Origin of the sequence: Chitinophaga sp. CF118 (genome assembly GCF_900112615.1) — a bacterium.
Classification (GTDB): domain Bacteria; phylum Bacteroidota; class Bacteroidia; order Chitinophagales; family Chitinophagaceae; genus Chitinophaga.
In genome coordinates this window covers 77,986-92,769 of record NZ_FOMK01000008.1, presented here as the reverse complement: position 1 = coordinate 92,769, position 14,784 = coordinate 77,986, and the positions used below count along the sequence as shown (strand labels likewise).

Below are 14,784 nucleotides of genomic sequence, written 5' to 3'. Positions count from 1 at the left end.
AAGTCTAAGATAAATAAAAAATTGCTGTCCCTGATGACAGCCCCTTTTTCCTTTAGAGTTAATAGCATCTGCTCTTTTCTGATTTGTATATCATCACCTGTCCCGATGCAGTCTCTTATAAGAATTACAGAGTATTCCGTTCCTGGAATGCAAATAGAGATTCCCTGCTGAAATTGATCTTAAAACAAACGGTAGAGTACAGGGAACAAGAATGCCTGCACTCTACCGTTTATCAATAATTATTTCATGAGGCTGATATTTGTCATACCTCCGTCTGAAAGGATTTCAGTTCCTACAATAAAGGAAGAATCGTCAGAGGCAAGGAAAGCAGCGGCTTTCCCCATCTCAGAGGGCAGCCCCATTCTGCCTACGGGAATTAAGTCTTTCCAAACTTGTTTAACCTGTTCTACCTGTTCCTGCGGTACTATTTTTCCAAATACTGGTGTATCAATAGAACCGGGCGACAATGTGTTTACTCTAATTTTTCTTTCTAACAAATCAAGTGATAAACCTTTAGCCAATGATATAACCGCAGCTTTAGCTGCTCCATATATTGTCATTCCCGGTGCTGCACGGTGTGCTGCGCTGGAACCAATGAGAATGATGGATGCCCCATCGTTCAGATATGGAAGTGCTTTTTGAACAGTAAAGTAAGAACTCTTCAAATTTAAGTTCATATACTGGTCATAGTTATCTTCTGTAACATCAGTAATGGCTGCCATTGGGCTGCCATCTACTATACCGCCAGCATTGACCACTACCGTATCAATCTTACCGAACCTATCAAAGGTATCTTTGAAAATCCGTTCCAGATCTTCCATCTTTGTTACATCGCCTTTGATGCCTATAAAACCTGTTCCAAGTTCCTTAGCGGATTGGTCAAGTGTTACCTGATTTCTTCCTGTGATAGTACCGGTTGCACCTTCATTTTTGAGAGCTTCTGCAATACCGAATCCAATGCCACTATTGCCTCCCGTTATTACTGCTACTTTGTTCTTTAATTTATTCATTTTCTCTGTTTATTTAATTCCTGCCAGCAAAGTTAGATCAGCAAAGTATATCTCAGTAACTTTATATCAAAAAGTAACAGTAACCTAGAAGTAACAAAGTAACTTATGGAGTGCAAAAAAGAATTTCAAGAGGATCGCAAAAAAGAAACAAAAAAGAGCAAGGATATTGTCGCAGGCTTTTTGATGTTAAATTATATTTCTCAATTTGTTTCTTTATTCTAATTTTATAATTATGAGACTAATATTTAGCCTGATGGCATTCCTGTCAGCTTTACCATGCCACGCACAGAAAGCCAATGTATGGAATCACAAACAATGCGCTGTGGTATTAACCTATGACGATGCAATTGATGCAGATCTGGATAATGCGTTGCCTGTATTGGACTCATTGGGTTTAAAAGCTACTTTCTACCTGATCGGCTCCTCTCCTGTTGTAGCAAACCGGATGGAGTTGTGGCGGAAAGCAGCCCTTCACGGCCATGAACTGGGAAATCATTCTTTATTTCACCCCTGCGATGGCAGTTTGCCAGGACGCAGTTTTGTACAAGCCGATTATGACCTTAGCAAGTATACCGTTAACAGAGCTGTCGCGGAAATCAGGATAAACAATACCCTGCTACAAGCAATCGACGGCAAAACAAAGCGAACATTTGCTTATCCCTGTGGCGATCTCACCATCAAAGACTCTTTTTTCTATGCAGGGTTGCGCAATGATTTTGTTGCCGCCAGAGGTGTTCGCTCTGCCCTGGACTCTATTGAAAAAGTAAACCTCGATAATATTGACTGTTTTGGCATAAATGGCCAGACGGCGGAGCAAATGATCGCCCTTGTACAGAAAGCCATGAGTACCCATACCCTACTCGTCTTTCTTTTTCATGGTGTGGGCGGAGGGCACGCCCTCAATGTAGGGCTGAAAGAACATAGTCTTTTACTCCATTTCCTGAAAGATCATGAACGGGAAATTTGGATTGCCCCAATGGTAGAAGTAGCAGAATATATCAACACCTACAGAATTCTTCCTTAAACTTCATCTGTAATATAGCCATACCCGTTTACCAATGAGCAAAAAAACAACATCCATTCCTGTAAATCATTTTAGTAACGAGTACAATTTAGGTATTGCCATTGAAAATATATCAGTTGAAGACTTACACACGTTCAAGGAAGCAAAACAAGCACATCGGCATGACTATCATTCATTCTTCTTTCTTGAAACCGGAACAGTTTCCATTGAAATTGATTTTCAAAAGTATAACATTAAGGCTCCGTCTGTTATCTACATGCATCCGAATCAGGTACATCGTACAATAGCATTTAAAAATGTAACTGTCAGCACTTGTGCAATCAATAATGAAAATCTGAATCCTGAATATCTGAAATTGATGGAAAGCATCACACCTGCAAAACCGTTAGTGTTAAAGAAAGAATCGTTTTCCATTATTTCCGAAGCAGTATCACTTTGTAAAAAAATTTCTGAAAGGAAACATGATAAGTTATATCATTCCTTACTAAAAGACAGTTGCAACGCATTGGTGGCATTAGCTATTTCACAATTTATAGAGCAATCAAAATCCACAGACAAAATTTCACGATTTGGAACTGTTACAAAAGCTTTCAACGAAATATTAGAACTTAATTACGCCATGGCCAAACGCCCGGCAGAGTATGCGAAAAAACTCAACATATCTACTCCTTACCTGAACGAATGTGTAAAAAACACAACAGGGAATTCAGTTTCATATCACATACAGCAGCGTATTATTTTAGAAGCAAAACGCTTGCTTTATCATTCCAATAAATCGGTAAAAGAAATTGCAATAGAATTGGGCTATGATGATTACCATTATTTTTCACGGCTGTTTACCAGAGTTGCAGGGATGCCCCCTTTGACCTTTCGCAACAAAAACCTCGATTAGTCCAACGCTTACTCTGTTTCAACATTGTTTGCCCCATTTATGCGATGTTCCTTTGCACCAACAAAAACTCGTATAAAAAAATGGAATCATTAAAAGAAAAAAAAGTACTCATTTCGGGTGCTAGTATGGCCGGACTTTCAACTGCTTATTGGATGAACAAGTTAGGTTACAAAGTAACTGTTGTGGAAATTGCAAATGAACCCCGAACTGCAGGTGCGGCTGTTGATATAAAGGGAACTGCCTCAGACGCAGCTAAACGTATGGGGGTTTTTGAGCAATTAAAATCACACAGGTTGAATGTGGAAATGATAGAATTCAAAAATGCCGAAGATATTACGGAAGGCTCAATATCACTGACCAGCGAGGGTGCGGAACCTCCCGATGATGACATCGAAATTGAACGGGATAAATTTGTGAGTATTTTTATTGACAAGCTCAAAAATGATGTTGAATTTATTTTCAACAACAGCATCGCAGCCTTAAACGAAACAAAAGACGATATACAAGTTACGTTCAAAAATGGTTCGCAACAGGCATTTGACCTGGTGCTTGGCTGCGACGGCATACATTCGGCAGTTAGAAAGCTTTGGTTTGGTGACGAATCTGAATACTCTCATTTTCTGAAAGGCTATTTTTCTATCATCATCGTAAACAAGTTGCTGGTAAAACAAAAAACAATGCAAATGTATAATGTGCCAGACAAGGGCATTGTGCTTAATGCTTACAAAAATAAAACTGATATAATTTTTTGTTTCTTTTCAGAAAAAGAAATTCCTTACAATTACCGTGATGAGGAGCAACAAAGAAAAATTATTTTGGACCTGTTTGAGGGACAAGGCTGGAGAACCGCAGAAATATTGGAAGAAGTGCAGCGTTCGAAAAGTTTTTACTTCGATAAATTCTGTCAGATAAAAATGCCATCTTGGACAAAAGGCAGAGTGGCACTGGTGGGCGATGCAGCCTATTGTGCTTCCCCAGCTGCAGGAATGGGTGCATCGCTGGCAATAAATGGAGCTACCGCATTAGCTGATGCTTTAGAAAAACACAAGGGGAATTTTGAATTAGCATTTCAGGATTATAACAAAAATTTGCGGCCATTTATTGAAGATGTGCAGGCCACAGCCGAATTAAATGTACAAGAAATGTTTAATCTAAGAACAGAAGAAGCTATTCGTAAAAGAAACACACAAAAAACCAGTTTTTAGTATTTATACACTTAGTAAGTGGAGTGATGAAATTTACTTCAAAACCCCTAAGTGCCTGAAGATGGAAAAACTGTCGGTGCAACTTATTGCTACCAACTTTCTATTTAGTTATACTATTGCCTCTGGCCGCCTTTATTTTATTTATAACTGCAAAAAATAAAAGCATTACGAAAATAATAGCCATTAATATAGCAGCAACTAAAAAAATAGCCCTAATCGTCAATAACTGGCTTTGGATACCTGAAGATTTCGCTATCAGCATATTTGAAATACCTGTAGCTTCGCCCGGAGTATATCCTTTTGATACCAGAAGTCCTTTATATAATTCCTGCCTTTGCGAAAGGATTTCACTCCCGGGGACAAGCTTACCCAGAAAACTTTCCTTGAATCGTTGGTTATAATTTAATTGCAAGGTATAAAATCCGGCAATTGAATTAAGCGAAGCTATAAAGCGGGCGTAGGTACAGATAATAATTCCGGTCATTCCTGTACTTTGGGGAATAGCTGCCATGCAAAAGATGGTAATAGGAACAAATAATAACCCACAGGCAAAACCCTGAAAGAATATAGGGATACAAAGTTCCTTGAACGATAAGTCCGGGGTAATATACACGTATACCCATAAATGATAAAAGAACATTACAGCAAAACCTGCTAATAAAAGTAGTGGCAGGTTTTGCTTTTTCGCCAGAATTACCTTTACCGCGATAAGCGTTGCTATTATTACTCCGGCAATGTTAAACAGCCCTGAATTCACTACATCTGCCGAACTCCAGCCAAGTACTGTAGCTGAATAACCATAGATTAAATTTATGGTATCCTTAATTCCAAAAAACAGCAGCATGAGAAGAAGCCCCAAAATAAATTTACCGAACCTAAAGACGCTCAGATCAATCAATGGCCTTTTAAGGGTTGCTTGCCTAAAGAAGAAAATAACTAAAATTACGACCGCTGAAATCGTTGTATATCTAATTGTAGGATCGGCCATCCAGTAGCGTTTTGGCCCATATATCATTACGAATGTGGTCGCTACTGCTCCAAACATAAATAAAATACATCCAAACCAGTCAATTTGATATAAAGGGTAAGGCTTTATAGCCGGCTTAGACTTAAAAATTAAGATACAGAGCAGAATTGCCATTATCTGCAAGCCTATCAAACCGTAATATACGGCTGTCCAGTTCGTTCTTAGTACTACCCAGGATGCTCCTATGCCAACTATAAGTCCGCAAGTAAGGATTAATGAAAAAAACAGGGAAATCCCAACAAGCATTCTTTTAAATTCAGGCAGTGTAGAAAAAATAACTATGAGCATACCGCCCGCAACTATACAGGTGATTACTCCGGTTAAAAACCGTAGAATCGAGAACAGAACGAGGTCATGTATGAACAAGCATCCAATATTCAGAAGAATCCCTATTAAAAAAGCTGTTAAAAGATAACTCCGGGTATTAAAGTATCTTATCATCCTGAATTGTATCGGCAAGGTTGTGACAATCCCAGCATAAGCAATTTGTAAAGCAAAAGAAATGTCTTCAGGTTGAGCGCCATAAAAAGAAACTACATGTGCCTGAATAAGACCGAATGAGGCGAACTGGGCAATTGCTGCAAACAATATCAAAACCAGCGAAGCCCTGACGAAACCCAGATACTGGCTTATCCAGCTGTTAAAATAAATTGTCTGCACCATGTTCGTTTATTTTGTTGCTTTTTTTACTATAACCTTTACGTTCATCCCCGCTTTGAGTTCTTCCACGTTATGTTCATTTAATATTATTTTAACTGGAATACGTTGAATGATCTTTACAAAATTTCCGGTTGAATTATCAGCTGGCAACAATGAAAATTTTGAACCGGTGGAAGCAGATATTGTTTCAATTTTCCCCTGAAATGTTTTACCCGGAATCGCATCCGCTTTAATCTGAACAGGCTGCCCTACATACATTCCATAGACCTGAGTTTCTTTAAAATTTGCCATAACCCATTTATCATCTGTATTGACAACGGACACTAATGGCTGTCCTGCCTGTACCTGCTGACCTTCAAGAATGGTTTTTCTTCCTGTATATCCACTGTAAGGAGAAGTTATAACCGTATAACTCAGATTAAGTCTTGCCAGATCAAGTAATGCCTCGGCGCGTTTGCGTGCTGCAAAAAGCGAGTTGTACCTGGCCTGCAACTCCCGTACCTTACTATCTCCGGTTTTTAAACCATTTATTGCAGCACTATAGTCACTTTTAGATACATCATATCTTGTTTGAACCTGCTCGAAATCAGATAATGTCACAGCTTCCTCATTCAACAGGTTCCTGAATCTTTTCACGTCCTGTTCCTGTTGCCAGAGTCTTGCTTTGGCAGAGTTAATTTGATCTCTGTTAAGCAACGTAGAGGTTTGAGCTGATTTTATACCGGCGTCTAATATTTCCTGTTGCGCTCTGGTATCTTCCAGCATGGCCTCGGCTTCCTTTACCCTCTGGATATACTCCCTGTTGTCAAGAATAACCAGTGTATCCCCTTGCTTTATCGGTTGATATTCGTCGAATAACACTTCCTTTATAAAACCGCCTGCCCTGGCAGAAACAGGATTAATAAAGGACTCTACCTGTGCATTATTGGTATCTTCATAATCACCTGTATATATAAGATATCGAACGAAATAAATAAGCGCGATCACGACAACCAATATTGCGGTACCTACAGTAAGCCTATTCATAAAGCCTGCTCGTTTATTTTTTTTTGTTTCCATAATATTTTTTTTAAAGCTTTCCGGTAATAAAAAGTAAACGGTAGTATATTGATAAGGCGGCAATATTGGCCTGTACGTAATTAAATCTGGACTCCTGGTAAAGATTATCGGCTTCCAGGAGGTCGGTGAGCAAGCTTAGCTGGTTAGAATATTTGGTGTTTTGTATGTTATAGTTTATTTCTGCCTGCTCAATGGATTTTTTGATTACAAGTATCCGGTTAACAGCTTCATTATATTTAATTGCCAAAGCTTTGGCCTCTTGTTGAACATTATCCTCTATCCAATCCTTCTGTTGTTTTAGTTCTGTCTCTCTCAGACGGGCTGATTTAATCTTGTTTTTATTCTGATACAACGATGATATATCATAAGTGAGTCTCACTCCTGCCATGCCTACAGCAAAAGTTTGTGCCACAGGTGGAAAAATAAGTGTGTTTGGATAGTTGAAACCATAACCTCCAAATAAGGTCACAGAGGGACGATTGAAGGATTTGGCCAGCTTTGTCCGGTTTTCCTGAAGCTCAATATTCTTCCGGGCTTTTAAAATTGCATAGGACCCAGAATAATCCTCCAGTAATCTTTCGAATTCCAAACTGTCTGCAAGGTTCAACGATGTAGTATCGACAGGAATTATTTTTGTAAACTCATCCAGATTTAAAAGAGTATTTAGTTTTTGATTGCTTATCAGATAATCATTTTTATTTGCGGTTTCACTCAACAGAATGTTAGATAATAAAACATCAGCTCTTAGTACATCGCTTTTAGTTACTTTACCATTAGCATAAAAAGCGTTGATATTCTCCGAACGTGTCCGGGCCCTTACTACCTGATCTTTTATAAGACGTTCCTGAAAATAAAACCTGATCATATCCAGGTACTGAAGTGCAACTTGTAATCCAATATTTACTTCCTGCTCCTTTGTATTTATTGAAGCCAGCTCACCTTTACGCTTAAGATCTGTGATTACAGATTGCTGTCTGCCGCCTGAGTATAAATTGAAAGATGCTTCCAAACCTAAAGCTCCGGCATTGGCATTTGGTGGCTTCGTAATCTGACGTGAATCACCTAAAACGCCCTCATAAAGGGTTATCTTACTGTAACGCTGATAAGATGCATTACTTAGAATACGGGGTAAAGCTCCCATTTTTGCATCATCTAAATCTAATTGCGTAGCGCTTTCCTCGGTCTTCAGAACTCCAATTAGTTTGTTTGACTCTTTTGCATAACGAACGGCCTCATTTAACGAAAGTCTAATGGTCGTACTATCTACAGTCTGCGCTTTAAGGCTAAATACCGATACCCAGAAGAATAAGGGAAAAATGCCAAGCTTTAATATAACACTGAATGTTTTCATTATTTTCAGTATTAATGTTAGTCAATGAGTAAAAAGACAAATCCCTGGTACCATTCCTGTGTAGCTGATCAGTTTCGCAGGATTTTCATATGGTACCAGGGATTCGTCGTTCAATTCAGCCCCGAAATAAAGTGCATGCTTATCTATTACCGGTTGACAAGACTGTCACCCGTCATATTCGTTTTAACAGACAGCAGACCAAAAAACTCTTAGGCTTTTTGGGGTTGATTATGCAGCCATTTTTCATAGCTGATAACCCCCAGCTTTACAGGTCCGCCTAACGGCACCAGCGCATTATTAGGAATTTCGCCGCCATAATATTGGGAATGGCTATTGACAACTACCTTGCGTGGGTCGTTCGTGTCTTGCAGGTATCGGATGATGAACTCCGGCATGCTTAAGCGCTCCGGACCTGCTATCTCTATGATACCATTGTCAGGTGCTGTCACCGCCGCTTCGGATACAAAGGCCGCTACATTGTCAGCAGCTATAGGTTGGAATTGAACATCCGAAATATGTACCACATTTCCATCAGTAGCCTGATTCGCGATGCCAGGCAGGAAATCCAGGAACTGCGTGCTTCGAACAATAGTATAAGGAACCCCAGAACGTTTGATCAGGTCTTCCTGAACCATTTTGGCACGCATATAACCCAGGTTCTGCATAAGGTCGACACCTACAATAGAAAGTGCCAGGTGATGCTTTACGCCGGCTTTGATCTCTGCTGCCAGTAAATTGCGGCCCGCTGTCTCAAAGAATTCCATGACAGCCTTATCTTCAAAAGAGGGCGAGTTAGCCAGGTCAATAACAACATCTGTATTGTTCATGGCTTCAGCTAAGCCTTCCCCGGTAATAGTATTGATGCCTGTGGCAGGAGAAGCGGCGATCACGTCGTGACCCAATTGACGAAGATTGGCAACTACTTTGCTTCCGATGAGGCCAGTGCCTCCAATAACTACGATTTTCATAATTTGACTTTTTAGGATTGTTGATTTGCCTTTATAGAGGCCAACGAAATGCCAATTTGCCAAACAAATGATTATCAAACACATAAGCAAATTCGGGGTAACTTTTCTTCACTATATATAGTGAAAGCGCGAAAAGTTTCACTATATAAGAAGACTATCTGCAAAACTGCTTCCTGGTATATTTTTTTTGATGGGGATAATGCTGATAAAAACTTGAAAATTGGGATTCAGTGATAATTATATGCCTGATGTTCAAACCTGGTCTATGTGAAAAATACCTGTAATGGCCCCACCGGGGCGGAGCCATTACAGGTATTTTATCTAAGGAATGAGATATACTACTTTCCGTTAGTATCTGTGTCAGACGTTCTATTGTCCGGCAACAGGAATTTCCCGGCATGAGGGCCATCTGCCCATTTGTTATTAGTCCAGCTGTTGCCATCGGCTGTATAGTCCGGAATAGACTGGCTGGGATTATGATATACTGCATTCGTATAGTTCTCGTCCTGTGCCGCAGTGCTCCATGTCCAGAGGTTACCAGTAACGCTCATATTGGTGACCGGCACCGCCAACGGTGCATGCAGGGCAACACCATATGCACTCAGGATTAAGTAATTGTCCGATACTATTACATGATCGTAGCCGTCGTTCTGTGTACCGTCCGAATACATGCCTATCAGCGCGGAAAGGCCATAGGGTGCTGTATGCGGCGGATTGAACTCCATATGGTTGCGGGAGAAGTTCAGGTAACGCTGTCCGCCCCAGGTTTGTATCCCGTCAATATGTTCTGTTCCAACCGTGTCGGGATCGGGAGCGATCCAGGATTCTGCTATAGTAACGTTATCCGCATACACATTCTCCAGTCCACTATGCGGGAAGTAGCAACGGTACACGACAGATGATGCTGGTTGCCGCCCGTCTTTAATGTGGCCTGCAGTAAAGTAGATTAGCTGGGAGAATAGGGCCGCTCCACCTCCGCCGTCACCGACAGGATTAGCTAGAAGTATACCACCTTTACAGCCTCGCAGTACCAACCATCCGCTGGTAACGGTAATATCTGAACTAATATCAGCTCCCTGCAGTACTACTGTGCCGGCCGGGAACCAATAGCCATCAATGATTTCTCCGCCAGTGCCTACTGTGCGCGCTGCGTTGCCCCATCCGCTCAGTGCTGCGCCCCTGAATACGCCACCTGGCACGGTGGTGAAAGTATTGATGCCAATAGCCTGTGGCCCTACCATAGCCGTGGTAAGCTGGGAGCCATGTGTGATGCCGCTGGTATTCGGTGTTGTAAAGTCTGCCAGCTTACTGGCAGCAGAGCGATTACCAAATGCATCTCTTGCTTTTACATAAAAGCTGTAAAGCCCTCCTGTATTTAGGTTAGAGACGGTTACAGTGGTTCCTTGCAAAGTGTTAATGAGCATACCGTTACGGTATAATTCATAAGCGGTAACACCAATATTGTCTGTAGCAGCAGGCCAGCTCAGCGTGGCGCCGTTGGCAGTGATATTAGAAGCATTGAGGCTGGCTGGTGCAGCAGGTGGCACCGGATCGTCCTGCGTTGGTACAAATTCAATATCCCGGAAGTAGTTATTGTTGTTGTACGTGCTTGTCGGGAAACCGCCGGTTGTGTAGTTATATACACCGTTATTGCCGGCAATGCTACTCAGTGGACCAACGTTGATTGCAGTGCCCAGTCCTTGCGGAGTGGCAGCATAATGGCTCCGGGAATTTACCGCAATGACATATACAGTATTCGCGCTGATAGAATAAGGCGTATCCAGCGTAACAGTTTGCCAGCCGGTATCTGTTTCCGCAGGGAAAAGAGCCGTTTTCAGGAGGCTGCCATCGGCAGACCATAAACGCCCGGTATGCGTGCCTGCTTCCCCGGCTACCTTATAGTACCTGAATTTGGTAATAGTACCAGGTGTGGATGCTTTGAACTTCATACCCAGCTCCACTGAGCTTTCGGCCACAGGAGGAAGTGTTGGCCGTTCTGTTGTCAGCACCGTATAAGCGCCGGTGCTAAGCATAGCAGACTTTACTTTTTCTTCGGGTAGTAGTTCTCTTTTACATGAGGTCAGCCATGACCCCATCAATGTGGCAGCAACCAGTACAGTGCTACAGGTAAGATGGTTTTTTCTCATAAGGATATGGGTTTGGTTATTTCGAATATAGATATATACGAATATAACGATTTACCCTCATCGGATGGTATAAGGCAGAAAAATTATATAACCAATATAGATTTTGAAGGGGCCAGGATAGGATACTTGGTAACATCGTTTGATTATTGGCTAAAATAGGCTAATAGGAACGTAGGTATTCTTCATAGTTTCACAGCGAATTATCAAATAATGGCTTATCCATTTATTATATTGGTTTACGGATGTTTGTACCATTACAAAGGGATATAAGGTTATTGATGAAAATTATGCAAATATGAAAATGTATAAAGTATTCGTGCATGTAATCCTGTTTTTTACTGCTTTGACCCAGGGAATCAACAGCGCTCATGCACAAAATGGAGACCAGATATTGGATGGTATCGGTGAAACGGGAATGATTGCGCGCTATGTTTTTGATGGAGATCTCAAAGACTGGTCGCGAAATAATCTGCACGCCAAATCCCAAAGCGATGAAGTTAGATTTGTCAATGACGATCGGTTTGGAAAGGTGTTGTCTCTCCCCGGAAACAGCAATGCTTTTGTTACGATCCCAGGAGAAGCATTATCAGATATAGAATCGCTCAGTATATCCGGATGGATATACTTGCGTTCGAAGCAACCTGGCCAGCGTTTTTTTGATTTCGGACAGGATGTAACCAGACATTTTTTTGTAGCCCCTGTTGGAACAAATATGCAGGAAGGCTATCAGGCGCTGGTAACAGCAGAAAAAGGTAATAAAAACGGAGCGATTGCTCCGGCAATAGAAGTGAATAAATGGGTCCATCTTGCCATAGTGATAGATGTTCCTTCCAAATCTATGATTACATATGTCGATAGTAAACCTGTGGGTGAAACTAAAGATATTCCATCGGAGTTAACAGCGGTATTCGGTCAGCAACCAGGAGAGAAAAAACTGCTTTATATTGGGAAGTCGCTATCAGGAGATCCTTATCTCAACGCTATGATACATGATTTTCGTATTTACCGTGTAGCCCTGAGTAACACACAGATTGCCGGAATTTATAAAAATTCACGGAGAGGCATCAATGAAGGTTCGGTGAATACAACAGGTAAGGTTGAAGATGATCTTCCTCATTTTTCTCAAACCGAAGCACAGCTGTATAATACTTATTTAGTTCATGTATCCGATGTGGAAGTGGAAACAGAAGCGGGAAATTTGCCACGATTACCAAGTTACGTACAGGGAACTTATCAGAATGGTATGAAAGGTCCAAAAGTACGTGTACTGTGGCCTTCTGCAATCAACAACAGCGATGCCATTAACCCCGGACGCTATACCGTAACGGGGCGGGTTGCAGGAACAGATTTTCAGCCAAAGGCATTCGTCACAGTAAAAAAGTCCAACAGATCAGCTACACCGGTTTTAAAGCTGGAGGCGTTTGATTTAAGCCAGGTTTCTCTAAAAACCGATTCTCATGGCCACGAAACCCAATTTATCGAAAATCGCGATAAGTTTATAAGAACATTAGCCACAACCGATCCTAACTCCTTTCTCTATATGTTCCGCCATGCTTTTGGCCAGAAACAACCTGACGGCGCAAAACCTTTGGACGTATGGGACAGTAAGGACACCAAATTAAGGGGGCATGCTACGGGTCACTATCTTACGGCAATAGCACAAGCCTATGCCAGTACCGGATATGACAAGGCACTTCAGGCTAATTTCTCCGAAAAAATGGAGTATATGGTAAATACTCTCTACGAGTTATCACAATTATCCGGAAGGCCGAAGGAAGCAGGTGTTACATATGTGTCCGATCCTACGGCCGTACCACATGGTCCCGGGAAATCAAATTATGATTCAGATCTTAGCGATGAGGGTATCCGTACCGATTATTGGAACTGGGGAAAAGGATTTATCAGTGCTTATCCTCCGGATCAGTTTATTATGTTGGAACATGGAGCCAGGTATGGAGGACAGAAAAACCAGGTTTGGGCACCGTATTATACATTGCATAAAATTCTGGCTGGCTTAATGGATGTTTATGAAGTGAGTGGCAATAAAAAAGCCCTTGAAGTAGCCAGTGGCATGAGTGATTGGGTATATGCCCGCCTGAGCCGGTTGCCAAAGGATACGCTCATAAAGATGTGGAATACATACATTGCCGGAGAGTACGGAGGTATGAATGAAGCAATGGCCCGTTTGTACAGGATTACCGGTGAACCGAAGTACCTGAAAACAGCACAATTATTTGATAATATCCGGGTGTTCTTTGGGGATACAGCGCATACCCACGGGTTGGCCAGGAATGTAGATATTTTCCGTGGATTGCATGCCAATCAACATATACCTCAGATTGTAGGGAGTATCGAAATGTACCGTGTATCCAATAATCCGGAATATTACAAAGTGGCCGATAACTTCTGGTATAAGGCTGTCAATGATTATATGTACTCCATTGGAGGAGTTGCAGGCGCACGTAATCCTGCCAATGCGGAATGTTTTATCAGTCAGCCGGCAACATTGTATGAAAACGGCTTCTCCTCCGGCGGACAGAATGAAACCTGTGCTACATACAATATGCTAAAATTGACCAGTGACCTGTTCCTCTTCGATCAACGGGCAGAGTTAATGGACTATTACGAACGTGCATTGTACAACCATATTCTCGCTTCTGTAGCTAAAGATAACCCTGCTAATACCTATCACGTACCCCTCAGACCAGGATCTGTAAAACAATTTGGCAATGCGGATATGACAGGCTTTACGTGTTGTAATGGTACTGCATTAGAGAGTAATACCAAGCTACAAAATTCAATTTACTTTAAAAGTAAGGATGACCAGGCGCTTTATGTCAATCTATACATACCCTCAACACTACAATGGACAGAGCGCCAGGTAACGGTGGAGCAGACAACAAATTTTCCAAATGAAGACAATACCCGCCTGACCATTAAGGGTACTGGAAAATTTGATATCAATGTGCGTGTGCCAGGCTGGGCTACCAAAGGTTTCTTTGTGAAGATCAACGGTAAAGAACAAGCACTTCAGGCTAAACCAGGCAGTTATCTGAAAATAAGTCGCACGTGGAAAGATGGCGATATTATAGAATTGAAAATGCCCTTTCAATTTCACCTGGATCCGGTTATGGACCAGCCGAATATAGCCAGTCTGTTTTACGGACCCATATTACTGGCCGCCCAGGAACCTGAAGCTAGAAAAGAATGGCGTAAAATAACGCTGGATGCTGAAGATATAAGCAAGTCAATTAAAGGTGATCCTCAGCAGTTACAATTCACGATTGATGATGTGGTTTTTAAACCATTTTATGAAACATATGGGCGTCATTCTGTGTACCTGGATGTTAAGTTAAAATAGTTCCTGATGTCAAATTTATAAAGGGAAACTATAAGAAAAGCCATCAAATGTGTATAAACAAAAACGCTTCAAGTCTTTAA

Annotated in this window: 10 protein-coding genes; 4 read left to right on the top strand and 6 right to left on the bottom strand. The window is 41.4% G+C overall.

Going from position 1 to position 14,784, the window contains the following annotated elements; all coding sequences use genetic code 11:
- Positions 1-239: 239 nt before the first annotated feature.
- Positions 240-1,010 (bottom strand): SDR family oxidoreductase, encoded by a 771-nt coding sequence (locus tag BM176_RS24570; protein ID WP_090106997.1) that lies wholly within the window; start codon positions 1,008-1,010, stop codon positions 240-242.
- Positions 1,011-1,242: 232 nt separating this feature from the next.
- Between BM176_RS24570 and BM176_RS24565 the strand changes: the two genes are divergently transcribed.
- The 3 genes from BM176_RS24565 to BM176_RS24555 all read left to right on the top strand — a co-directional run bounded on the left by BM176_RS24565 (position 1,243) and on the right by BM176_RS24555 (position 4,131).
- Entirely contained in the window at positions 1,243-2,034 is a 792-nt protein-coding gene (locus BM176_RS24565; protein WP_090106996.1) for a polysaccharide deacetylase family protein, read from the top strand.
- Between the two features lie 34 nt (positions 2,035-2,068).
- Positions 2,069-2,926, top strand: coding sequence for an AraC family transcriptional regulator (locus tag BM176_RS24560; protein ID WP_090106995.1), 858 nt, complete (start codon positions 2,069-2,071; stop codon positions 2,924-2,926).
- Between the two features lie 80 nt (positions 2,927-3,006).
- On the top strand, positions 3,007-4,131 hold the full coding sequence (locus tag BM176_RS24555) for an FAD-dependent monooxygenase (RefSeq protein ID WP_090106994.1): 1,125 nt from the start codon (positions 3,007-3,009) through the stop codon (positions 4,129-4,131).
- Between the two features lie 100 nt (positions 4,132-4,231).
- Here the strand turns inward: BM176_RS24555 and BM176_RS24550 are convergent, their stop codons facing one another.
- From BM176_RS24550 to BM176_RS24525, 5 genes are all read right to left on the bottom strand, one after another.
- A complete protein-coding gene (locus BM176_RS24550) occupies positions 4,232-5,821 on the bottom strand; it encodes an MFS transporter (protein ID WP_090106993.1) in 1,590 nt (529 codons plus the stop codon).
- Positions 5,822-5,827: 6 nt separating this feature from the next.
- A complete protein-coding gene (locus BM176_RS24545; protein ID WP_090107145.1) occupies positions 5,828-6,877 on the bottom strand; it encodes an HlyD family secretion protein in 1,050 nt (349 codons plus the stop codon).
- A gap of 10 nt (positions 6,878-6,887) precedes the next feature.
- Positions 6,888-8,228, bottom strand: coding sequence for a TolC family protein (locus tag BM176_RS24540; protein WP_090106992.1), 1,341 nt, complete (start codon positions 8,226-8,228; stop codon positions 6,888-6,890).
- Positions 8,229-8,437: 209 nt separating this feature from the next.
- Entirely contained in the window at positions 8,438-9,196 is a 759-nt protein-coding gene (locus tag BM176_RS24535) for an SDR family oxidoreductase (protein ID WP_090106991.1), read from the bottom strand.
- A 338-nt stretch (positions 9,197-9,534) separates the two neighbouring features.
- Positions 9,535-11,343, bottom strand: a complete 1,809-nt coding sequence (locus BM176_RS24525; RefSeq protein WP_090106989.1) for a DUF4082 domain-containing protein — start codon at positions 11,341-11,343, stop codon at positions 9,535-9,537.
- 295 nt (positions 11,344-11,638) lie between these two features.
- On the opposite strand from BM176_RS24525, the gene BM176_RS24520 reads away from it, so the two are divergent.
- Complete coding sequence (locus BM176_RS24520; RefSeq protein WP_090106988.1) at positions 11,639-14,704, top strand: beta-L-arabinofuranosidase domain-containing protein; 3,066 nt, start codon at positions 11,639-11,641, stop codon at positions 14,702-14,704.
- The last annotated feature ends 80 nt before the right edge of the window (positions 14,705-14,784 follow it).